The organism is Roseibium sp. RP-7, assembly GCF_053005225.1.
In genome coordinates this window covers 1,016,733-1,040,053 of sequence record NZ_JBRKQA010000001.1, presented here as the reverse complement: position 1 = coordinate 1,040,053, position 23,321 = coordinate 1,016,733, and the positions used below count along the sequence as shown (strand labels likewise).

Sequence of the window (23,321 nt, the reverse complement as noted above, 5' to 3'; positions counted from 1 at the left end):
TCTCCGGTCAGGCAGTTTCCAGGGCCTCGGCGGTGATGGCTTCGACTTCCTTCAAGGTGGTGTAGGAGCGGCTTGCCATGTCAGGGTTTTCCTGCGGGAAATCCTTGCGGAAATGCCCGCCACGGCTTTCCTCGCGCTTCAGCGCCGCCGCGGTGATGATACGCCCGGCGACCATCATGTTGAGGATCGACTGGCGCACGCAATTCTGTTCAACCTGCGCAATATCGGCCAGGGCCGTCTTGAGGCCGGCCGCGTCGCGCAGCACGCCGACATTGCGCGCCAGTGTCTTGCGCAGAACGGTGATCGCTTCCCGCTCCTCGACGTTGCGCTGGCTCGGCAAGCCCGGAGCATCGTCCATCTCGTTCCAGTAGGCACTGCGCGGGGTCGGCATCAGGCCCTGGATATCTTCCGCGATGCGCGCGGCAAAAACGACCGCCTCCAGCAGCGAATTGGATGCCAGGCGGTTGGCGCCGTGGGCACCGGTTGAAGCCACTTCACCCGCGGCCCACAGACCGTCAAGCGACGTCCGGCCGTTGGCATCGGTCAGGACCCCGCCCATGTGGTAATGCTCAGCGGGCGCCACGGGCAGCAGATCCTTCGCCGGATCGATGCCTGCTGCGGAGGCTGCCGCGAAGACGGTCGGAAAATCGTCCTTGAACCTTTCGCCGATCGCTGTCCGGCAGTCCAGGAAGGCCCCCCGGCCTTCGGACACTTCCCGGTGAATGGCCCGGGCAACGATGTCGCGCGGCGCCAGTTCCAATTCCGGGTGAACACCTTCCATGAAGCGTTCGCCGGCCTTGTTGACGAGGGTAGCTCCCTCGCCGCGCAGCGCTTCGGTTGCCAGCGGTGCCGGATCCTTGCCGAGATCAAGCGCGGTCGGGTGAAACTGCACGAATTCGGCATCGGCAATCACCGCGCCGGCGCGGGCCGCCATGGCAAGACCATGACCGTTGGCTTCGTGCGGGTTGGTCGTCAGTTCGTAGAGGTGGCCGATGCCGCCGGAAGCAAGCACCACAGCCTTTGCCGGGAAAATCAGCCGTTCCAGGCCGCCGCGCCGGCGCGCCAGGACCCCGGTTACATACCGTCCCTCGCCAATGAAGCTTTCACCGATGTAGCCTTCCAGAATGCGGATCGACGGCGTCTTGCGAACAGCGGCGATCAGGGCATCCATGATCGCCCGGCCTGCCATGTCGCCGCGCACACGTACGACCCGGCTCTGGGAATGAGCGGCTTCGCGCGAAAACTTCAGCCGGCCTTCGAGATCCTGATCGAACGGAACGCCATAGGACAAGAGGTCATGAACCCGGGCACTGCCTTCGCGGGTCATCTCTTCGACGATCTTTTCCTCGCAGATGCCGCAGCCGGCGGCCAGCGTATCGTCGCGGTGTTTTTCCACCGAGTCCTGCTCGGAGATCGCAGCGGCAATACCGCCCTGCGCCCAGGCAGACGACGCCCCCTGCCCGATCGGTGCGTTGGTGATGACGGTGACCGGACGCGGGCTGAGCTTCAGCGCGCAGAAAAGGCCTGCCAGACCTCCCCCCAGAATGACGACATCATCCACATCCTTGCCTATATAGGCAGGTGCAAAATCCTCAACCGACACGGCCATGGGAAACTTCCTGGAACAGACGGGGCAAGAGCCCCAAAGAAACTCCCGGGCCGGCAGGCCCGGAAGCAATCGCATAGATGCGGTTTAGACCGAAGCCGGTCAGATTTTCAAGTTGATCATCCGCTCGACCGCGGTGCGGGCCCTGTCGGCCACCGCCGGGTCGACGACCACTTCCTCTTTCATCTCCAGGAGAGTGTCGAGGATCTTGTTCAGCGTGATCCGCTTCATGTGCGGGCAAAGGTTGCAAGGGCGGATGTAGTCGACACCCGGCGTTTCGCTGGCAACATTGTCCGCCATGGAGCACTCGGTGATCATCATCACCTTTTCCGGACGCTTTGTCTTGACCCAGTCGATCATGTGCGCGGTGGAACCGGCGAAGTCGGCTTCCGCGACCACTTCGGGCGGGCACTCCGGATGGGCAATGATCTTCACATTCGGTTCGATCTTGCGATAGTCACGCAGCTCTTCCGCGGTGAAGCGCTCATGCACTTCGCAGGCACCGTCCCAGACCAGAACCTCGACGTCGGTCTTGTTGCCGACGTTTGCAGCCAGATACTTGTCCGGGATCAGGAACACCTTGTCGACGCCGAAGCTTTCCACGACCTGCAGCGCGTTGGAAGACGTGCAGCAGATGTCGCATTCCGCCTTCACGTCGGCAGACGTGTTCACGTAGGTGATGATCGGGATGCCGGGGTTCCGCTCGCGCAGGGCCCGCACATCGGCACCGGTAATGGATTCAGCCAGCGAGCAGCCTGCACGCATGTCCGGGATCAGTACGGTCTTTTCCGGGCTCAGGATCTTCGAGGTCTCGGCCATGAAGTGCACGCCGCACTGGACGATGACTTCCGCATCGGTGCGGGTCGCCTCGATGGCCAGCTGCAGGCTGTCGCCAACGATATCGGCAACACCGTGGTAGATATCCGGCGTCATGTAGTTGTGCGCCAGGATAACCGCGTTGCGCTGCTTCTTCAGCTTGTTGATCGCATGGATGGTCGGCGCCAGAGCAGGCCATTCGATGGCCGGGATGATGTGCTTGACCTTCTCGTAGATCGGCGCAGTCGCCTCTGCGACCTCCGGCGTATAACGCAGGTCCGGGCGCTCCAGCTTGCCGAAACGCTCCAGTGCCGTCAGTCCGGCGGCAATCGGTGCTCCAACCGGTGCTTTGGTCTGGGCAATGGTCATGGCGACCTCCCTTTTTTGCGCGGCGCGAGGGGTATTTTGTGCCGCTATTTAATTATACTCAACTTGAGCATATCAGAGGCAAAAGAAAACGGGCGGTGATGCCCATACTTTTGCTCTTTCGGAGTTTATATAGTCATCAGCAAATCGAAAATCTACAAAAATCCGAAAAATTCTCGCGGGAAATCCGATTTGCCTTTGTTTTCGTGAGCTTAAGGCGCAACTTTTCCATTTCCGGAAAGCCAGCTAACAATTATCGCCTTCACACACGAGATGCAAACGGCAAAACCAACCGGGCTCTCACAGCATCTGTTGCTGCGTTTCCACCGCGAACGCGCGACGCACTGGCGTGATCCAAGTTTTGCCGTTCCATTTGCAACGTTGATCAATCCATCAAAATTACGCGTTTTGCGATTGGATGGCTTCAGACTATACCTATCGTAATTTCACGATCAGAGACTCATCCATGACAACAGCTTCTTCCACCGGCCGGGTCGGCCCGAATATACCGCTGGTGATTTCCTGCGGCTGTTTGATCGCCCTCATTTCGTTCGGGCCGCGTTCTGCCATGGGCCTGTTCTTTCAGCCCATGACCGAGGCCAGGGACTGGAGCCGCGAGATCTTCGCACTGGCACTGGCGATCCAGAACCTTATGTGGGGCATCGGACAGCCGATCGCCGGCATGATGGCCGACCGGTTCGGAACCTGGAAGACCATGACACTTGGCGCAGTCCTCTACTGTGCCGGCCTTTTGCTGATGATCGACGCGGAAAGCACCGTCGCCCTGCACATTTCCGCAGGTGTGCTCATCGGGCTCGGCATTGCGTGTTCGTCCTTCTCGCTCGTTCTGGCGGCTTTCGGCCGTGCCGTCTCGCCTTCACAGAGAACGCTGGCCTTCGGTATCGGCACAGCCTCCGGATCTCTCGGCCAGTTCCTGTTTGCCCCACTTGGCGGCACGCTGATTGCCAGCATCGGCTGGCAGCAGACCCTGATCGTCTTCGCCGGCCTTGTGGCAATTGTTCCGCTTCTGGCGATCGCGCTCAGGGGCAAGTCGGAGATGCCGAAAGACAGCAATCCGGCGAACGACCAGAAGCTGACCTCCGCCATTTCCGAAGCCTTCGGAACACGCGGATTTATCCTGCTCACCTTCGGCTTTTTCGTCTGCGGCTTTCACGTCGCCTTCATCACGGTGCACCTGCCGCCCTATATCGCCGACCTTGGCCTTGACCCCGCCTGGGGCGCTACGGCCATCGCCCTCATCGGACTTTGCAACATCGCGGGTTCGCTGCTGTCAGGATATATTTCCGGCCGCTATTCCAAGCCGATCTTCCTGTCGCTGATCTACCTTGGCCGCGCCGTCGCGATTTTCGCCTTCATCATGCTGCCGGTCACGCCTGCCTCGGTGCTCGTGTTCTCCGGCGTGATGGGTCTCCTGTGGCTGTCGACCGTGCCGCCGACATCCGGCCTCGTCGCCGTCATGTTCGGGCCGCGCTACATGGCAACCCTGTTCGGCTTCGTCTTCCTGTCACACCAGGTCGGCTCGTTCCTGGGTGTGTGGCTCGGTGGCAAGATCTACGACGAAACAGGCTCCTATGACGCCATCTGGTGGCTGGGCATCGCCCTCGGCATCTTCGCCGCCATCGTGCACTGGCCGATCCAGGAAAGACCCGTTGACCGGCTCGCTGCTGCACCTGCCGAGTAAGAGACGCCGGACCTTCAAACTTGAACGTTGAGGCAAAGAACGAAAAAGGCGGGCTCAAGGCCCGCCTTTTTGTTTGTCAGTTCCGTTTCGCTTAACCGGCCAATTCCGTTTACCCAGCCACTTTCGAGAAGTCCGCCACCACGTGGGTCGCATCGCGGATTTCAGCAAGGAGCTGCAGGCGGTTCATGCGCAGCGTGGCGTCCTCGGCATTGACCAGGATATCGTCGAAGAAACGGTCGACCGGAGCACGCAATTTCGACAGCGCTTCCATTGCGCCTTCGAAGTTCTCGCTTGCCACGGCGTCGGCCGCTTCAGCCCGGGCCACATCGATGGCGGCGGCCAGATCGATTTCGGCCTGCTCCTGGAAGTGGTCGGCGTGCGGCTTGCCGGAAACAGGGCTGCCGTCCTTCTTTTCCTCGGCCTTCAGAATATTGACCGCACGCTTGTAGCCAGCCAGCAGGTTGGTGCCGTCGTCGGACGATACGAACTTGCCAAGCGCCTCGACACGGCGAACCACCATCAGGAGATCGTCCTGGCCTTCCAATGCAAAGACCGCGTCGATCAGATCGTGGCGCGCGCCTTCATCCTTCAGGTGGACTTTCAGGCGATCCCCGAAGAAGGACAGCAGATCGGCTACAAGGGCTGCGGGATCACTCGCTTCAACACCTTGAAGGTCCAGAGCGGAACGAATGGCATCGCCCAGCCTGATCCTGAGGTTGTTTTCCAGAATGATCCGGATCACGCCCAGAGCCGCGCGGCGAAGCGCGTAAGGGTCCTTGGAGCCGGTCGGCTTTTCATCGATGGCCCAGAAACCTGCGAGAAGGTCCAGCTTTTCGGCAAGGGCCACGGCAACGGCGACCGGGTCGGTCGGCACGCTGTCACTTGGTCCCTGCGGCTTGTAATGCTCTTCGATAGCCGTTGCCACCGACGCATCCTCGCCCTGGGCTGTCGCATAGTAGCGGCCCATGAGGCCCTGCAATTCCGGGAATTCGAACACCATGTTGGAGACAAGGTCCGCCTTGGCGAGTTCCGCCGCGCGTTTGGCCTTGGTTTCGTCCGCCCCGGCAAACGCGGCCAGTTCGGCCGAAAGCGCGATCAGACGCTTCACCCGCTCGCCAACGCTGCCGAGCTTTTCGTGAAACTTCACTTCATCCAGCTTGGGCAGGTTGTCCGAAAGTTTCGACTTCAGGTCGGTTTCCCAGAAGAAGCGGGCATCGGACAGGCGTGCACGGATAACCTTTTCGTTGCCGGCCACGATCAGCTTGCCGCCATCGTCGGCAATGATGTTGGAAATCAGCACGAACTTGTTGGCAAGGCGCCCGGTAGCCGGGTTCTTCAGCACGAAGCACTTCTGGTTGACCTTGATGGTCAGCTGAATGCACTCGTCCGGGATCGTCAGGAAATCCTCGTCGAAGCTGCCCGTCAGCACCACAGGCCATTCAACCAGCCCGGCAACCTCTTCCAGAAGACCCGGATCCTCCACCAGATCGAGGCCTAGTGCCAGTGCACAATCCTTGGCGTCATTCTGGATGATGTCCTTGCGGCGGTCGGCATCCAGCACGACCTTGTGCTTCTCAAGCGAAGGCGCATAGTCGTCGAAACGGCGCACGTCAAAGGCCTCGTCCGCCAGGAAGCGGTGGCCGCGTGTGGTCTTGCCCGCCTTTATGCCATCGAATTCAAACGGAACCACGTCCGGCTCTTCCGTTTCCGGACCGAAGGTCGCGACGATTGAGTGCAGCGGCCGCACCCAGCGTGTGGATCCAGTGCCCCAGCGCATGGCTTTCGGCCAGGGGAAGTTGCGCAGGATGCCCGGCATGAACTCGGCAATGACGTCGATCGCCGAACGGCCCGGCTTTTCGATCACCGCAACGTAGAAATCGCCCTTTTTCGGGTCCGTCTGGATGGTTGCCTGATCGATCGACGTCAGCCCTGCGCCTCTCAGGAAGCCTTCCAGTGCCTTTTCGGGAGATCCGACGCGCGGTCCCTTGCGTTCTTCACGCGTGGCGGCAGAGCCGGCGGGAACGCCGGCAACATGCAGGGCCAGACGCCGCGGTGTCGCGAAGGCCTTTGCTCCCTCATATGGCAAACCGGCATCCACCAGGGCATTGGTCACGAGAGATTTCAGGTCTTCGGCCGCCTTGCGCTGCATGCGGGCCGGAATCTCTTCGCTGAAAAGTTCAAGCAGAAGATCGGGCATGGATATCTGGACCTTTGGTCTGGTGGAATAACACCGGAAACGGTTTGCGCCGTCCGTTACCAAGACAACGGAGACTTGTCACCCCCTTTCGCGGAACCGGACAACGGGCGACCTGCCCATTTTGACGCCAGTCCGTCTGCTTTGTTTCACTCTTCTTCAAGGATTGCATGTGAAACTGCGCGACTTGTTAGCAGTTGTATGTATTGGGACCGACCTTGTGGCGAACCGGGAAGTTGCAGACAACAGATATATGACACGATCTATAGTTGCGTTACTTGCGATAGTTCTTGTCATTTTTACTGGGGTTAAGGTCCTTCCAGTACTTTTCCCGACCTACCAAATCCATAATTCGCAAATGACGTTCGACGTGGTCACCAGCCTCCTTCTGGGCATCGCCATCTTCAGTCTGGGATATGGCACGTGGGCAACGCGCCGTTTGCGCAAGGAGCTGAAGGCAAGATCCTCGGCTCATTCCGAAGCCCTGGCCCTTGCCCAGCACGACCCGCTGACCGGGCTGCCAAATCGCCGCCGACTGCTGGAGGCCTTTGCCGATCTGACCCGTGAGGTGAAGCCTGACTGCTTTCGTGCCGTAATGATGCTCGACCTCGACGGGTTCAAACCGATCAACGACGTCTATGGTCATGCCTTTGGCGATAATCTGCTGCGAAGCTTTGCCGACCGACTGGCCGAAACTCTCGGCAAGGAAGGCATTGTCGCCCGTCTCGGAGGGGACGAATTTGCCATCGTCTCCCCGGTGTTCAAGGACAAATCCGAGGCAGCCGGCTTCGCCAGGCGACTGTTGACGCGGATCAACGATCGTTTCGAGTTCGGCGACCGCCAGATTTCCATCGGCACAGGTATCGGCATCGCGCTTTATCCCCATGACGGCCACGCGGTCACCGAGCTATTGCGCCGGGCCGATATTGCCCTTTACCGGGCCAAATCCTCTGGGCGCTCGACCTACCGGTTCTTCGAGGTCGACATGGATGCCTCGATCCTGCATCGCACGCTTCTGGAACAGCGTCTGCGCCGCGCAATTTCGGAACATGAGGTGAAGGCCTATTACCAGCCGATCCTGGATATGGATTCCGGCCGCATCGCAGGGTTCGAGGCCCTTGCGCGCTGGACCGATGCCGATTTCGGCAAGGTACCGCCGCTGCAGTTCATCCCGATTGCCGAAGACTGCGGCATCATCTCCGAGCTGACCCAGCATCTGCTGGAGGATGCCTGCAAGGTCGCCGCCACCTGGCCGGACGATCTCTACCTGTCCTTCAATCTGTCGCCGGTGCAGTTGCAGGATCCGGCTTTGCCGACCCAGATCAATGCCATCTTGAAGAAATTCGAATTTCCGCCCAGACGGCTGGTGCTGGAGATCACCGAAACGTCGCTGGTGAAGAACCCGGAATCGGCCAAACGCATCCTGACCGAGCTGACGGAAGCCGGCATTTCCATTGCGCTCGACGATTTCGGCGCGGGCCATTCCAGCCTGAGCTATCTGCGCGATTTCCCGATCAAGAAGGTCAAGATCGACAAGTCCTTCACCGAACGCATGCTGGAAGACAAGCAGTGTGCCGCCATCGTCGAGGCCATACTGGTCCTATCCAAGGGTCTCGACATCGACGCCGTCGCGGAAGGGATCGAGGAAAGCGCGGTCCATGACGCGTTGAATTCCAACGGCTGTCACTACGGCCAAGGCTTCCTTTACGCCGCGGCCGTTACTTCAGACGAAGCCTGCAGCCTGCTGGAATCCCAGGTCGACGGACGGTTTCCTTTCAGCGAGAAGACAGACGCCGCCTGACCGCGCCTCTCATCCTCCGAGAAACAGAAGGATGATGACCGCATTGGCCAGATCCACGAAGAATGCGGACACGAGCGGCAGGATCAGGAATGCCTGGGTTGCCGGGCCAAAGTGTTTGGTGATTGCGGTCATGTTGGCAATGGCCGTCGGTGTCGCGCCCAGTGCAAACCCCGCAAAGCCCGCCCCCAGCACCGCCGCGTTGTAGTTCCGGCCCATCAACGGATAAAGCGCCAGGATAATGAAGGCGGCCGCAACGACGACCTGCGTGAAAAGAATGAGCAGCATCGGCCCCGCCAGTCCCGCGATGGTCCAGAGCTGCAGGCTCATGAGTGACATCGTCAGAAAGATGCCAAGTGCAAGGTCCGACAAGACCGCCAGGGACTTGGACCGGGCCGGCCAAGTCATTTTCGGAAAGACCAGCGGCACGGTGTTTGACAGCACGATGCCACAGAAGAGACAGCAGACGAAGACCGGCAGATCGAGGCCTATTCCCGCGCTCAAGGCTTCCTGAAGCGCGACGCCGAGGCCAATGGCGATGTTGAGAACCAACAGCGAGCGCATCAGCCCGGTGTGGGTCACGCTCGTGTCTGCCTCTCGTTCCATCTCAAGGCCGATCATGGGGGCTTCTTCCGGGCGGTTCGGATCCGGTTTGCCACCCCGTTTTTCGATCAGGAACTTGCCCACCGGACCGCCAAGAAGGCTGGCGGCGATCAAGCCGAGCGTTGCCGTTGCGGCACCGATCTCGACCGCCCCTGGAACGCCATAGTCGGTGGCCAGCTTCGGCCCCCACGCAATTGCCGTGCCGTGGCCGCCAACCAGCGAAATGGTGCCTCCAAGAAGGCCGAACCCTGTGGGCAGACCCAGCGCAGCCGCAATGCCCGAACCGACCGCATTCTGCAGCAGCATGTAACAGACGGTGAGCATCAGCAGGATCAGGAGCGGCTTGCCGCCCTTGGCCAGGTCCGTGAAGCGGGCGTTCAAGCCGATTGCCGTAAAGAAACAATACAGCAGGTAATCACGCGACTGCAGGGAGAACCCGATTTCCGTTCCAAGGCTCAGGTAGACCACGAGGGACAGGAACGCGACAAGCAGGCCGCCTGATACCGGTTCCGGAATGTTGAACCTATCCAGAACCAGTATCTTCTTGTTCAGCCGCACGCCCAGGAAGTAGACGAGGATTGCCAGATTGAAGCTGACAAATTCCGTTAGCGTGATCGTTTCGCCGGCCATCCGCACCCCCGCTCCTGCTTGATGCTTCCACTATGCCGTTCGAAGCAGCTTGCGCAAGGCGGAGCTGACGATCCTCAGCTCGTCACCAGCCGCCGCCACCGCCACCGCCGCCACCGCCGCCGGAAAAGCCGCCGGAGGAACCCGACGATCCGGAGCTGGACGATTTGGGAGCTGGCAGAGACGACTGGAACGACCCGGCCATGGAACTTGCCGTCCGGCCGAGGCTGTCGGACACGTGCCGGGCATCGAAGTGATTGCCGGAGTACCAGCCCGGATGGTAGCTGGCGGCCGCGGCCGCCCCGGCAGCGGTTGTCAGCCAGGCCTCAAAGGCCTTGGCCCAGGGCTTTTCGACGCCAAGTGCAACGGCGTAGGGCAAAAGCTCCTCGAAATGATCGGTGCTCATATCCGGAAGCTTTTCCATGTTGAGCCGCTCCTTTTCTGCCACGCTCAGATACATCCGAAGACCCTCGATTTCATCGAGGGCCTGGCGGCCGATTGCCGTCGGCGCGCCGATCAGGAAGAAGAACAGGATGTTGAGGGCAACCAGCGCCACCGCGATGAACGGCAGAACAGGCAAGGAATCCACACCGCCATTCACATGGAAGGCACCGAAGGCTGCCCCTGATATTGCGAGACCAAAGACTATGAAGATCAGCGCCATACGCAGTTTCATGCTGGCGAAGCGGAAGATGGCCCTCCCCAGATTGACTGAAATGACGGTCGCAAAAACGGAAAAGACCAGAAAGACAATGACGAACCCTTCCTGACCCGGCTGCAGTCCACCGAAAGCCAGCAGCGCGACAATGGTAACCAGGCTCAGTATGAACCCGGGAATGAGATAGCCCCTGTTCGCCCTGAAAAAGACGTTTCGGCTCTCCCGCTCGATAGCCGCACGGAATTTTTTCCCCAGCGCCTGGATAGAGGTGCCGTTGTCCTTGTTGAGGGTCAATGGACTACCTCGTCCGCTTAGCCAGTCCTCAAGCGCAGCTTCGCCCTTGGGCAGCCCGAAGCCCGGGATCTGACCTTCCCGTCCCTTCCGGTTCAGAACCAGAGTTGTATCGCCATCCGTCTCTTCAAGTCGCAAGCGTTTCTTGACCGCGAGGTTGAGGCAGGCTGCAGACAGGGCCACCCAGCCACCATCCCCGAACCCTCGGTTGACAATGTATTTGGCAAGAGCCGGCGAGATGCCGGAAGGCGGTGAAAACCTCGGGAAAACAACACCTTCAGAAGGATCCCGGCCAACCATCCACCAGGCTGTGAAATAATAAAGCAGCACCAGCAGCACCCCGGCTCCGCCGATCAGCTCCGATCTGTAGTCCTCGACGAAATACTCCAGCCGTTCGGCTTCCGTAGGCGCTGCAATTGCGCCCTTCGGAAGGCTGACGTTGATCGACAAGCCTTCGTAGGTCCCCAGAACCTCGGTTGTCCGGAAGATAATCTCAGAACCACCCTGGGCGCTTTGTGCCTCAAAGGCATTTCCGGTTTCGCCATAGCCGCCCGTATAGGCCGTCCATGCGCTGGCTTTCACCCCTTCCGGCAATACGACCCGCGCGATGGCCTCATCAACGGGGAAGATCCATTCATTGCCTGTCACGTTCCAGTAGACCTCGTCATGGTCTTCAAAGAAACGGATTTGCCGATTGGTTTCATAGGTGAAGCTGTAGGTGTAATTGCCCGGAGACAGGAAGGTGTATTCATCCCCCACATAGATCCGCACACCCCGGCTGTTCTCGTTGGTGTGGTAGGAGGCCGGGGCGCCGTCCTGCAGCACCGAGAGCAGCTTGAAGCCGGCCTTGTAGATGCGCCCGTTTGCACCTTCCACCGCAAGCGGAATATCGCGGAAAATGCCCCGCTTGATCTGATCGCCTTCCGCACGAACGGTAATCGTCTCCGTGACCGTCAGCGTGCCATTGCTCGCAACGTCAATATCGGAAACGAACTTCAAGATGCGTTCGTCAGCTTGCGCGCAAAGTCCGGCAGTCAGCAGGACGAAGACGGCCAGGATGCCCGCAGAGACCCGGTTCAGCATTGCGCGCACCTCAGAACTGGACCTTGGGAACCGCGCGGTCAGCCTCGTCTTCGATTTCGAAGTACTCGGCCTTTTCGAACTTGAACTGGTTGGCAATCAGATTGGATGGGAAGCTCTCGACCGCAACATTCAGGTTCCGGACCGCACCATTGTAATAACGGCGCGCCATCTGGATGGCGTTTTCGATCTCGTCCAGCGAATTGTGAAGGTCGGAAAAGTTCTGACTTGCCTTCAGGTCTGGATAGGCTTCCGCAACTGCAAACAGGCGGCCGAGAGCATGACTGAGTTCTCCCTCTGCCTTCGCACGGCCAGCAACGTCATCCTTCGGCACTGCCGAAACTTGCGCGCGCATGCTGGTCACGGCCTCGAGCGCTTCCTTTTCGTGCGAGGCGTAGCCTTTCACGGTCTCGACAAGGTTGGGAATGAGATTTGCCCGCCGCTTGAGCTGGACATCGATGCCGCTCCAGCCCTCCTCGACCATCTGCCGTTTCTTGACAAGTCCGTTGTAAAGAACGATCGCAAAAACAGATAGCGCAATCAGCGCTGCAAGAAAGAACCAGGACAAGACAATCACCTCCAGAAAATGTGTTCTGGAAGCTAACCGGGAGGTGCTGACTTGTCATCTTCTTCAAGCGACCGACGCCTGAATTGAGTCATTCTGTAATCTTCGACACAGGATTGCAGATAAGCTTGGGCGAGCTTGCCCGAAACGCCTGAACGAAAGGTCGCCCACCAATGTGCGTGTTGCAACTTTGCAGAATGATCCCGGCGCTTGCGGTGCTGCCGTTGGTGCTGGCAACGCAAGAGGCCCATGCTTCGCTTGCTGACCAGTATCGCTGTTCGAATGGCGATCTGGTCTTTCACGTCATCTTCACCCCACAGGAACCGGGGCCCGCGACGCTTTCCGGACCTGTCGGCGGAAAGGCACATACGCAAGTCCTGCTTGACCCGGTTCCAGGTACTTCGGGAGAAAGTTTCGAGTGGGGAAACACCCGGTTTTCCGGCAATCGACATGCAAGCCACCTGGACATCGGCGACATGCGCCTCGCCTGTGAACTGGAGCCCGAGCCGGGCTCGGAACCCGAGTAAGCCTTCGCAGGTTGCTGGTAGCGGGCAAATGAACAGCCTGGATATTGCCTGACGAAAACGGGGCCAACCTGGCCCCGCATTCGATTGATCAAGAAGATCCGCCTCAAGCCGGAATGCGTTATTCCGCAGCCTGGTTGTGATAGCCGACACCGCCGGCTTCCGTTTCCAGGAAGGCGGCGCCGCAGGCCTTGGCAAGTTCGCGGACACGCAGGATATAGCTCTGTCGCTCGGTCACGGAGATGACGCCGCGCGCGTCGAGCAGGTTGAAGGCATGGCTGGCCTTGATGCACTGGTCATAGGCCGGCAGCACCACCTGATGGACATTGGCACCGGCAGCTTCACGTGCTTTCGCACCGGCTTCCAGCAGTGAACGGCATTCGGCTTCGGCATCCTTGAAATGGCGGAACAGCATTTCGATGTCCGCGTGCTCGAAATTGTGCCGCGAGTATTCCTGCTCAGCCTGCAGGAAAACATCGCCATAGGTGACCTTGGCATCGCCTTCCATGCCGTTGTAGTTGAGGTCATAGACGTTATCGACGCCCTGAATATACATCGCCAGGCGCTCAAGGCCGTAGGTCAGTTCGCCGGAGACGGGCGAGCATTCAAAGCCTGCCACCTGCTGGAAATAGGTGAATTGCGAGACTTCCATGCCATCGCACCAGCATTCCCAGCCGAGGCCCCAGGCCCCCAGGGTCGGGCTTTCCCAGTCGTCTTCCACAAAGCGGATATCGTGCAGCTTCGGGTCAAGGCCGATCGCGTAGAGCGAATTCAGATAGAGCTCCTGAAGGTTTGCCGGTGACGGCTTCAGGATCACCTGGAACTGGTAGTAGTGCTGCAGACGGTTCGGGTTCTCACCATAACGGCCGTCGGTCGGGCGGCGCGACGGCTGCACATAGGCAGCCCGCCACGGACGTGGGCCGAGTGAACGCAGCGTGGTCGCCGGGTGGAACGTACCGGCGCCGACTTCCATGTCGTAAGGCTGAAGCACAACACAGCCCTGGTCGGCCCAGTAGCGCTGCAGGGTCAGGATCAGGCCTTGAAAGGAGTTTTCCGGCCGCATGTGCGCCGGCAGGGTTTCAGTCGACATGAAGATGTTCCGCGAATATGGCTGTGCCCGGCGTGCACGTATCGCCGGTTTGGGCGACAGGTGCCACGATGTCGGGGCAAGGTCAAGGCGAAGCGGGCGTGGCTGTTTCAGATTGACGGAGCGCCGGCACCAAGGTATCCCTCGCACCGGCTTCAGAATGCCTGCCGCTCGCGGACGACAGTCACGGTGAAATTCTGGTCTTCAAGACTTTCTGTTCCCCACGCATTTCGCGCTGGTGGCAATGCGAGCCCCTCCTTCCCGATCGAAATGCCCATTGATGGAGAACGGAATGTCTTCCGACATATCCCGGCCCAACGCCTATACGCATGGGCCAATCCTACCGACCCTTGCCAGAACCGCCTTGCCCATCATCCTGGTGATGAGCATGAACGGGTTGCTGACCGTGGTCGATGCCATATTCCTCGGCCTTTTCGTCGGGCCGGATGCGCTCAGCGCGGTCACGCTGATGTTTCCTGCCTATATGCTGCTTGCGGCGCTGGCGACACTTGTTGCCAGCGGCATGTCCAGCGTGCTTGCCCGCAAACTCGGAGCCGGCCTTCGTGCCGATGCCGAAGCGGTTTTTGCCGGCGCCCACGGCCTGGCACTTGCCATCGCTGGCATCGTGGTCGCCCTCTTCCTGGGTCTTGGCGACAGCCTCACCCGGGCCGCCGCTGACGGTTCGGCGGAGATTGCCGGTATGAGCCATACCTACATGGCCATCACGGTTGCCTTCACACCACTAATGTTCGTGCTGTCGGTAAATGCTGACGCGCTGCGCAACGAAGGCCTCGCGGTGGTAATGGCGGGCTTCAGCCTGCTTGTTTCGCTGGCCAACATCGCCTTCGATTATCTGCTGATCGCGGTTTACGATTACGGTGTTGCCGGAAGTGCGGCAGGAACCGTGCTGGCACAGGCTCTGGCGCTTGCAATCATGCTGGGTCTGAGACTGAGCGGGAAAACGGAATTATCACCGTCCGCGCTCCTGCGATATCCGCTGACATCTTTCTGGCGCGATATCCTGATGCTTGGTGCACCTCAGAGCCTCAGCTTCATCGGCATCGCACTGGGATCCGCCGCAACCATCGCCGCACTGCAGACGGCCGGTGCCAGCGGTTACGAGGCAACGGTCGCCGCTTTCGGGATCGTTACCCGGGTCATGACCTTCTGCTATCTGCCTCTCCTGGGACTTGCCCAGGCGCTACAGTCCATGATCGGAAACAATTTCGGGGCAGGTCTGTGGCATCGCTCGGACAGCACCTTGCGGGCTGGCCTGGTTGTGGCCCTTGTCTACTGCGGCCTTGCCGAACTCGTGCTCACGCTGTTCTCACACCAGGTCGGTTTCGCATTTGTCGACGATCCAGGCGTGGCGGCGGAAGTTGGCCGGATCCTTCCGGTGATAATGGCGCTCTACTTTGTCGCGGGGCCGCTGTTCATGGTTGCGACCTACTTTCAGGCGCTCGGAGATGCGGCTCGGGCAGCTCTGCTGAGCCTCGCCAAACCCTATGCGTTCTTTCTGCCGCTGGTGTTCCTGATGCCGGTCTATTTCGGAGAGGGCGGCATCTGGCTGTCCAGTCCGCTGGCGGAACTGATGCTGCTGGTGGTGACGCTGGTCCTGCTCGGGATTACCGCGCGCACCGGGACAGCGCGCTGGGGGCTTTTCCGGGCGGTACCGGCAAATTGAAACCGCTGAAACAAAGCACCTGACGGCGGGCGGGCAAACTGCCCGCCGTTGCGTCAGGCTTGCGGACGGTACTTGCCGCTGACCGGGTCAAGCACAAGCTTGGCGCCGCGGCCATTGGGATCGGCTTTTGCAGCTGCCCTGGAAATCTGGTTTTCAACCTCGGCCATCTTGCGCTTCACGCGCTGCACGATCCAGTAACCTCCCACGGCCAATGCGGCGACGCCTATCAATTCCGTCATGTCTTTTCCCCTTGCTTACCCGATTTTCACACAGGCATTGTGCCTTTTTAAAGGCCGTAGCGCATCCACATTGCCCGTTCTTCGACAGAGGAGATCAACTCCTCGCCGACCCCGTCCAGCAGTCGGCCTTTTGCAAGGCCGACACCAAGTCCGGCCTTGCGGCCAAAAAGGCCACGTGGTGCGGAAATCAATTTCGGCTCGGCCTTGTCACCATACCGGTCCTTGATCACTTCGCGCAGGTCGCCGATCGCGTCGACCAACCCAAGCTGAACACCAGTGCGCCCGGTCCAGAACTTGCCCGTGAAAAGATCCGGATCATCTGCGAGCACGTCACCGCGACGCGATTTCACCATGTCGATGAAGGTCTCGTGGATCTCGAGCTGCAGGCTCTTGATGTATTCGATGTCTTCCGGCACTTCCGGCTGGAAGGGATCGAGCGTCACCTTCTTTTCACCTGCGGTATAAACGCGCCGGTCAACGCCGATTTTCTTGATCATCTCCGTGAAGCCGAACCCGGCTGCAACTACGCCGATGGAACCGACGATGGACGACGGATCGACAAAGATCTCGTCCCCTGCGAGCGCAATCATGTAACCGCCGCTGGCAGCGACATCCTCAACGAAGACCAGAACGTCCTTCTCGTTTTCCTTGGCCAGATCCCGGATCCGCTTGAAGATGAGCCTCGACTGAACAGGCGAGCCACCCGGCGAATTGACCACCAGGGCCACCGCCGGCGCTTTCTTCATCGAGAAGGCTTTTTCCAGGGGGATGGACGCGGTCGCCAGGGACAATCCGGACTTCAACGGCCCACCGCCGCCGATTGCCCCATGCAGGCGCACGACCGGAATGACCGGCTTATCGTTTCGAAAGGGTTTGGGAAGAAACCGGCGAAGGGATGAAATCACGCGCAATAGGCCCTGAAAGAGTTCACAAACTCCATCCGATATATGTACGCAAAGCCCACTTGCAAAGACTTCAGGCCGTCAAAACCTTGTCGCACGGTTTAAAGCGCCCAAGCGCTGTTCAACCACCGAAAGCGCTGATCTTCTTTTTGCGCTTGCGTTTCGGCTTTTCGTCTTCTTCTTTCATGCGCTCCAGAACCTCTTCCGGTTTGGGCTTGGGCGACGCTTCGAACGGCCAGGTGAGCCTGACACCGGCCTGGTTGTTCTTGCGCCAGACAATCTCTGCACTGATCGGCAGATCGAGACCGGGAATGGAGACCTCGATGTCATCGGGAAGTCGATCCAGCTTGTCGCCTTCCAGCCGGCATCCGGACTTGCTGGCATCAACGATCCGACATCTCATTGTTGCCGAATTGGTCTTGCCGCAAACGATTGCCGTGATCCAGACTTGCCGCCGGATCTCGCGGCGTTTTTCGCCTGACGCCTCTCGTTTGGTCTGAAAAGAAATTTGCGCTTGCTGATCGCCAAAGGCAATCACGGTCCCGCGGACCAGTTTGTCGAACCCGGCAAGGCGCAAGCCCACCTCCTCCTTCAGGAGGTCAACCCTGTCGGACGCAATCCAACAGCCGTTCTCTGTCAGATCATAGGCCGTTGCTTCGAAACACGACATGTCCGCCAAGTCGACGACGAGCGCCGAAATGCATTTGTCTGCATCCATCGTCATGACCGGTTGTTAAAATCACCCAGAGCGTTACACACTCAATGTTACAACCTGTAGTCTGAAATCCAAGTTAACGCAAGGTCACTTTTGATCCGAAAAAGAAGGATTTCCCTGAACGTTTCGAACAACCTGCCCGACAAGGTCGAGAAAACGAAGAAACGTCTGGATGTTTGCAGGAAACCATGCAGTCCGAAGGCTATTGCGCTGCTTTTTCTTCCAGCTTCTGCTTGATCGCCAGAAAGTCGCGCCAGGACAACCGCTTCTCAAGCGGACTGCGCAAAAGATACGCCGGATGATAAGTGGCGATAGCCGAGATTTCCCTGCCCTTGCAGGGATAGGTCATCCAGCGCCCGCGCATCTTGCGGATGCCGTCCTGTACCCCGAGCAGGGTCTTGGCGGATGCCGCACCGAGAAAAACGAGCACGTCCGGATTGACCAGTTCGATCTGGCGCAGAATGAACGGCTTGCAGATCTCGGTTTCCTGCGGTGTCGGCGTCCGGTTGCCAGGTGGCCGCCAGGGAACCACGTTGGCGATATAGGCCGACGAGCGATCCAGACCGATCGCACCCAGCATTCTGTCCAGCAATTGGCCGGAACGGCCAACAAAAGGCAGGCCTTGAAGATCCTCGTCGCGGCCCGGCGCCTCGCCGACAAACATCAGCTTCGCCTGTGGATTGCCGTCGGCAAACACAAGCTTCTTGGCGGTCAGCTTGAGGTTGCAGCCGTCGAAACCGGCCAGGCAATTGCGCAGTTCCTCGAGAGTCGGGGCAGATGCCGCCAGATCCCGGGCTGCGGCGATTATCTCCCTGTCGGGCAAGACCGGCGCTTGCCCCGCAACTGCGGGCGGCACGGAAATCGCCTGGGGAGCAACGGGAGCTGCTGGAACCGGAGAGCCTGTCTGCCCCTGGAAATTGCCTGCCGGGGCCTGTTGCCGGGGCTGCTGAGCATGCGTGGGAGCTGCCGCATGCTGACCGGCCAGCGCACGCTGCGCTGCCTGCGCACGCGTCAGCGCTACCCAATCGACGGGTTCGTCCTGTAGAAAACAATCAACACCCGCACCGGCATAAAAATCCAGCAGGGCTTCAAGGTGTCTGGGGTCGTTCGGGATCTGTTGCAAGAGGCTGCCTCCGGCGCGGAGTTTAACCGCCCCGATCATTTCTACAAGCATGCAGCGCCAGACCACCTTCAATCCGGCCGGTTTTCCAAAGCCTGTGCACATTTTCGAAACTGCCGGGAATACCCATTAGTTACGTTTACGTAAGCGTTAACTAAGCACTTGACGCCCTGCGCCTGCTTTGGTCTATCTGATGCCCAACTGAAGGAATAGCGGCGAAATTTCGCAATTGCCGATGAAAAATGTCGTGTTTTGCGCTGCAAAATGGGGCAAATAGGCGGTAAGGGCTAATAGGCGCTGCTTCCGAACGGACGCAGGTAAGTTGCTCTAACAATTGGGCATCAGCCGTTATCCATACGCTGGTTCACTTGATTTGAGCACCTGGCGGCGCAGAAGTTGCCCTTTGGGCGGAGGGAGAAAAAGATGAGCGAACAAGAAGCGCTTGGCGAACGCGAAAGCATGGATGTGGATGTTGTAATCGTAGGCGCAGGGCCCGCCGGTCTTGCAGCTGCGATCCGGCTGAAACAGATCGCCAACGACAAGGGCGAAGAGCTGAGCGTTGTCGTACTGGAAAAAGGGTCCGAGGTCGGCGCGCATATTCTCTCCGGCGCCGTGATTGATCCGATCGCTCTCGACAAGCTGCTTCCGGAATGGCGCGAAGAAGACACGCCGATCAAGACGGCGGTTACCGACGACCACTTCCTCGTGCTGGGGCCGGCAGGTTCCATGCGGTTGCCGAACATGTTCATGCCGAAACTCATGAACAACCACGGCAATTACATCGTCTCGCTTGGCAATGTCTGCCGCTGGCTGGCCGAAAAGGCTGAAGCGCTCGGCGTTGAAATCTACCCGGGCTTTGCGGCTGCCGAGATCCTCTATGACGACAATGGCAACGTGGTTGGTGTTGCGACGGGCGACATGGGCATCGGCCGGGATGGCAAACCCAATGCCATGTTCACGCGCGGCATGGAGCTGCGCGGCAAATACACTCTGATCGGTGAAGGCGCACGTGGCTCTCTGGCCAAGCAGCTGATCGAGAAATTCGACCTCGACAAGGACAGCGACGTGCCGAAATTCGGCATCGGCATCAAGGAACTGTGGCAGATCGACCCGGAGAAGCACCGGCTTGGCCTTGTACAGCATTCCTTCGGCTGGCCGCTTGACGGCAAGACCGGTGGCGGCTCGTTCCTCTATCACCTGGAAGACAACCAGGTCGCTGTCGGCTTCGTGGTTCACCTCAACTACGAGAATCCCTGGCTGTCGCCCTTTGACGAGTTCCAGCGTTTCAAGACGCACCCGGCGATCCGTGACACCTTCGAAGGCGGCAAGCGCATTTCCTATGGTGCCCGTGCCATTACCGAAGGCGGTTTCCAGTCCGTGCCGAAACTCTCGTTCCCCGGCGGTCTGCTGATGGGTTGTTCCGCAGGCTTCGTCAACGTGCCGCGGATCAAGGGCTCCCACAATGCCATGCTGTCCGGCATGCTGGCTGCAGAAGAAGTCATGGCCGCAATCGGCCGCGGCGAAGCACACAACGAGCTGGCCAATTACGACACAGCCTGGCGCGAAAGCCCGATCGGCAAGGATCTCTGGCGCGTGCGCAACGCAAAGCCGCTGTGGTCCAAATTCGGCACCGCTATCGGTGTTGCCATCGGCGGTCTCGACATGTGGACCAACGAGCTGTTCGGCTTCTCCTTCTTCGGCACCATGAAACACGGCAAGAAGGACGCCGACACCCTGAAACCGGCCAAGGACTGCAAGAAGATCGACTATCCGAAGCCGGATGGTGTCGTTTCCTTCGACAAGCTGTCTTCGGTGTTCCTCTCCAACACCAACCACGAAGAGGATCAGCCGATCCATCTGAAGGTGAAGGACGAGGCACTGCAGAAGCGCTCGGAACACGATGTCTTCGCCGGTCCGTCCAACCGCTATTGCCCGGCTGGCGTATACGAGTGGATCGAGGAAGGCGAAGATGCGCCGCGGTTCCAGATCAATTCGCAGAACTGCGTCCACTGCAAGACCTGCGACATCAAGGACCCGAACGGCAACATCAACTGGACCGTTCCGGAAGGTTCCGGTGGTCCGAACTATCCGAACATGTAAGGTTCGCTGCCAAACTGGAAAACATTGAAAGCCACGGGGAAACCCGTGGTTTTTTTGTGCCTTGAAAAAACGAACAGCACCGGAAAGGAAGCCTTCCCGGTGCTGCAGTCTTGCGGCCGATGGGTCGTAATCAGGCTGGCGTATGTGGGGGTCCAGCCTGTTGCGGTTGTCAAACACACGGACAAGGCCGAGTGGACATGCCACTCCGCTTGCTGCCGCGTGGTTGCCCGCGCCACAAGTTCGTACCCGTATTAACAACGGGCAATTCTTATGAGGTCGTTGGTCCCGATGGAGCCAGCGTGCACATTTATCCCAGAGATGATCTGGATTTTTTCGGGTTTCGATTTGTTTAATTCTGTTAACCAAAACCGTGATGGCGCCGGAATAAACTCCCCCTACGGCAAGGTCAAATAAATAATGAGACGAATAAAAACTTGTTATGACTCCAAAAGACAAAATTATACCAACTGGTCAAAAAATGCCAGGAATACGCCTCAACTGAAAACACGGAGCCTGGAAAATAAGGGTTGTCCGAAAATACCGATCAATACATCGCGATATTTGACAGTATGACTATTGTCGGCTTTTTCCGTTTACAAACAAGGCGATAGGGAATTTATCGACCTTCAGAGGGTCTATAAATTTTTTCTATATAACAATAAATTAAGAAAATGAATTAGCCAATTCTTTGAAATCTAAGCGTTTATTTAAACCACTCAACCATCAACTCCATCTGAAGTTGTTCATCAAATCCATCGCTATTTCACCAAAAACAAACTAACTAGCTGAAATTACTGATGAATCTATTTATCCACATACCAAATAGCGATCAGATGGTTGTGATTGCAGTCTCGCGTTGGTTAATTTACTTTTACTTTCACGGGGCAAATTTGTAGCAAATCACCAAGATCTTGGTGACTTTCTACAAGTTCTTCGCGGAGTTCCCGCGGTTTTCCCGAAAGCTTAACGAGATCGAGCCGCGCAAGCGGTTGGATACCTTGTGGACAGGAAGACAGCAGGGTCATAACCAGCCGGCGGCGGTTCTGGTTCGGATCAGGCGGTTCATCCACCAAATTCATTCAGCACTGTTTCAACAGTTCTGAAACCCATCGACCACAAGGTTCGGCACCGGGAAGGCCACTTCCCGGTGCAATTTTTTCACATCACAATGAACTGCGACGTAACCCGTCAGTCGTCAGGCTGCATCTCTGCGTGTGTTCTGACGACGGCGACGCGGAGGACGACGGTTTTCGGACGCGTTGTCGTTGGCGCCGGAGGACGACTGCTTGCGGAACGGCTTCTTGCCGCCCGGCTTGCTGTTGCCATTCCGGTTTCCGCCGCGCTTTGCGCGGCCGGCAGCCGCGGACATCGGCGGAATTTCACCACCGGCAACCGTGATATCGATACCGATCAGCTTCTCGATCTGGCGGAAGAGACCGATTTCCTCCGGAGCACACAGGGCAATCGCCTCACCTTCCGCACCGGCGCGGGCCGTACGGCCAATTCGGTGAACGTAGGCTTCTGCAACTTCCGGCAGCTCGAAGTTATAAACGTGGCTGACACCCGGAATATCAATGCCGCGAGCGGCAACATCGGTTGCCACAAGCACGTTGATGGTGCCTTCCCGCAGGTCCTTGATCGCGCGGTCACGCTGGTTCTGGCTCTTGTTGCCATGGATCGAACCAGCGGAAATTCCGGAATGCGCCAGCTTGCGCATCAGCCGTTCCGCGCCGTGCTTGGTGCGGCAGAACACCAGCGACAGCCCGTCCGGCTTGTCACGAAGCTGATCGACCAGGAAGTCGCCCTTGTCGTTCTTGTCCATGAAATGAACCGACTGGGTAACCTTGTCAGCGGTCTTGCCGGCCGGAGCAACTTCGACCCTCTCCGGGTTGCGCAGATAGGACTGTGCCAGCTCGTTGATCTGCTTCGGCATGGTCGCGGAGAACAGCAGGGTCTGGCGCTTGTCGGCCACCAGGCCCGCGATCCGGCGCAGGGCATGAATGAAGCCCAGATCGAGCATCTGGTCAGCTTCGTCGAGCACCAGGTAGGAAGCGGTGCGCAGGTCGATCGCTTCACGATCTACCAGGTCCAGCAGCCGGCCCGGTGTTGCCACCAGAATGTCGGTACCCTTTGAGAGCCGCTTGATCTGGCCGTTGATGGACACACCACCGACAACGGAGGAAACCCGCAGCGGTGTATGCTTCAGGAAGGAAATCAGGTTCTTAGCGATCTGGTTCACCAGTTCGCGGGTCGGGGCCAGAATCAGCGCCCGTGTGCCCTTGGGAACGGCTCTTTTCTTCTCCAGGAGAAGCCGGTCGATCAATGGCAGGCCGAAAGCAGCCGTCTTGCCCGTACCCGTCTGTGCCAGACCCATGAGGTCCCGGCCTTCCAGGATCAACGGGATGGCTTTTTGCTGGATCGGTGTCGGAGCGTCATAGCCGTTTTCGGTAACGGCAGTCACAAGGCCATTGGAGAGTCCCAGGCTTTGAAAGTCGGTCAATATAAAATCCTTGGTTCAAGCGAAACAAACGCTTGTTAAGCCGCACGTCATTGACGGTGCGACTTGAAGTTGGAATGCGGCACAGCCGGCAGCCATCGCTACCCGGTCTCTCTGCCGCCAGACCCTCGCGTGAAATGGGAACTG

At 58.8% G+C, this 23,321-nt stretch carries 18 protein-coding genes; 5 read left to right on the top strand and 13 right to left on the bottom strand.

Annotated elements, in window-relative coordinates; all coding sequences use genetic code 11:
• Nucleotides 1-7: 7 nt before the first annotated feature.
• Both ACVDG9_RS04735 and nadA read right to left on the bottom strand, forming a co-directional pair.
• Nucleotides 8-1,609 (bottom strand): L-aspartate oxidase, encoded by a 1,602-nt coding sequence (locus ACVDG9_RS04735; protein WP_023001938.1) that lies wholly within the window; start codon nt 1,607-1,609, stop codon nt 8-10.
• Between the two features lie 99 nt (nt 1,610-1,708).
• Nucleotides 1,709-2,791: a quinolinate synthase NadA gene (nadA, locus tag ACVDG9_RS04730; protein WP_055657911.1), complete on the bottom strand. Its 1,083-nt coding sequence runs from the start codon at nt 2,789-2,791 to the stop codon at nt 1,709-1,711.
• Nucleotides 2,792-3,254: 463 nt separating this feature from the next.
• On the opposite strand from nadA, the gene ACVDG9_RS04725 reads away from it, so the two are divergent.
• Nucleotides 3,255-4,490 (top strand): MFS transporter, encoded by a 1,236-nt coding sequence (locus ACVDG9_RS04725; protein WP_023001940.1) that lies wholly within the window; start codon nt 3,255-3,257, stop codon nt 4,488-4,490.
• Between the two features lie 109 nt (nt 4,491-4,599).
• On the opposite strand, the gene glyS is transcribed toward ACVDG9_RS04725, so the two are convergent.
• On the bottom strand, nt 4,600-6,687 hold the full coding sequence (gene glyS / locus ACVDG9_RS04720; RefSeq protein ID WP_447237382.1) for a glycine--tRNA ligase subunit beta: 2,088 nt from the start codon (nt 6,685-6,687) through the stop codon (nt 4,600-4,602).
• A 355-nt stretch (nt 6,688-7,042) separates the two neighbouring features.
• On the opposite strand from glyS, the gene ACVDG9_RS04715 reads away from it, so the two are divergent.
• On the top strand, nt 7,043-8,485 hold the full coding sequence (locus ACVDG9_RS04715) for a putative bifunctional diguanylate cyclase/phosphodiesterase (protein WP_023001942.1): 1,443 nt from the start codon (nt 7,043-7,045) through the stop codon (nt 8,483-8,485).
• A gap of 9 nt (nt 8,486-8,494) precedes the next feature.
• Here the strand turns inward: ACVDG9_RS04715 and gltS are convergent, their stop codons facing one another.
• The 3 genes from gltS to ACVDG9_RS04700 all read right to left on the bottom strand — a co-directional run bounded on the left by gltS (nt 8,495) and on the right by ACVDG9_RS04700 (nt 12,315).
• Nucleotides 8,495-9,715, bottom strand: coding sequence for a sodium/glutamate symporter (gene gltS / locus ACVDG9_RS04710; protein ID WP_023001943.1), 1,221 nt, complete (start codon nt 9,713-9,715; stop codon nt 8,495-8,497).
• An 82-nt stretch (nt 9,716-9,797) separates the two neighbouring features.
• Complete coding sequence (locus ACVDG9_RS04705) at nt 9,798-11,744, bottom strand: DUF2207 domain-containing protein (RefSeq protein WP_447237381.1); 1,947 nt, start codon at nt 11,742-11,744, stop codon at nt 9,798-9,800.
• Nucleotides 11,745-11,754: 10 nt separating this feature from the next.
• A complete protein-coding gene (locus tag ACVDG9_RS04700; RefSeq protein ID WP_082444678.1) occupies nt 11,755-12,315 on the bottom strand; it encodes a LemA family protein in 561 nt (186 codons plus the stop codon).
• 188 nt (nt 12,316-12,503) lie between these two features.
• On the opposite strand from ACVDG9_RS04700, the gene ACVDG9_RS04695 reads away from it, so the two are divergent.
• Nucleotides 12,504-12,833 (top strand): hypothetical protein, encoded by a 330-nt coding sequence (locus tag ACVDG9_RS04695; RefSeq protein ID WP_447237380.1) that lies wholly within the window; start codon nt 12,504-12,506, stop codon nt 12,831-12,833.
• 118 nt (nt 12,834-12,951) lie between these two features.
• Here the strand turns inward: ACVDG9_RS04695 and ACVDG9_RS04690 are convergent, their stop codons facing one another.
• Nucleotides 12,952-13,893, bottom strand: a complete 942-nt coding sequence (locus ACVDG9_RS04690) for a glycine--tRNA ligase subunit alpha (protein WP_447238289.1) — start codon at nt 13,891-13,893, stop codon at nt 12,952-12,954.
• Nucleotides 13,894-14,209: 316 nt separating this feature from the next.
• Between ACVDG9_RS04690 and ACVDG9_RS04685 the strand changes: the two genes are divergently transcribed.
• Nucleotides 14,210-15,601, top strand: coding sequence for an MATE family efflux transporter (locus tag ACVDG9_RS04685; RefSeq protein ID WP_447237379.1), 1,392 nt, complete (start codon nt 14,210-14,212; stop codon nt 15,599-15,601).
• Nucleotides 15,602-15,654: 53 nt separating this feature from the next.
• Here ACVDG9_RS04685 and ACVDG9_RS04680 read toward each other — a convergent pair whose 3' ends face one another.
• From ACVDG9_RS04680 to ACVDG9_RS04665, 4 genes are all read right to left on the bottom strand, one after another.
• Nucleotides 15,655-15,840 carry a hypothetical protein gene (locus tag ACVDG9_RS04680; RefSeq protein WP_023001949.1) on the bottom strand — a complete coding sequence of 62 codons (186 nt, stop codon included), beginning with the start codon at nt 15,838-15,840 and terminating at the stop codon, nt 15,655-15,657.
• Between the two features lie 47 nt (nt 15,841-15,887).
• Nucleotides 15,888-16,745 (bottom strand): S49 family peptidase, encoded by an 858-nt coding sequence (locus ACVDG9_RS04675; protein WP_031269710.1) that lies wholly within the window; start codon nt 16,743-16,745, stop codon nt 15,888-15,890.
• Nucleotides 16,746-16,863: 118 nt separating this feature from the next.
• Nucleotides 16,864-17,460, bottom strand: a complete 597-nt coding sequence (locus ACVDG9_RS04670) for a PilZ domain-containing protein (RefSeq protein ID WP_229005810.1) — start codon at nt 17,458-17,460, stop codon at nt 16,864-16,866.
• Nucleotides 17,461-17,659: 199 nt separating this feature from the next.
• Nucleotides 17,660-18,619 (bottom strand): uracil-DNA glycosylase, encoded by a 960-nt coding sequence (locus tag ACVDG9_RS04665; RefSeq protein WP_447238288.1) that lies wholly within the window; start codon nt 18,617-18,619, stop codon nt 17,660-17,662.
• 381 nt (nt 18,620-19,000) lie between these two features.
• Between ACVDG9_RS04665 and ACVDG9_RS04660 the strand changes: the two genes are divergently transcribed.
• On the top strand, nt 19,001-20,677 hold the full coding sequence (locus ACVDG9_RS04660) for an electron transfer flavoprotein-ubiquinone oxidoreductase (protein WP_447237378.1): 1,677 nt from the start codon (nt 19,001-19,003) through the stop codon (nt 20,675-20,677).
• 860 nt (nt 20,678-21,537) lie between these two features.
• Here the strand turns inward: ACVDG9_RS04660 and ACVDG9_RS04655 are convergent.
• Nucleotides 21,538-21,756 (bottom strand): hypothetical protein, encoded by a 219-nt coding sequence (locus ACVDG9_RS04655; protein ID WP_139314097.1) that lies wholly within the window; start codon nt 21,754-21,756, stop codon nt 21,538-21,540.
• 116 nt (nt 21,757-21,872) lie between these two features.
• Nucleotides 21,873-23,177 carry a DEAD/DEAH box helicase gene (locus tag ACVDG9_RS04650; RefSeq protein WP_023001956.1) on the bottom strand — a complete coding sequence of 435 codons (1,305 nt, stop codon included), beginning with the start codon at nt 23,175-23,177 and terminating at the stop codon, nt 21,873-21,875.
• Nucleotides 23,178-23,321 lie beyond the last annotated feature (144 nt).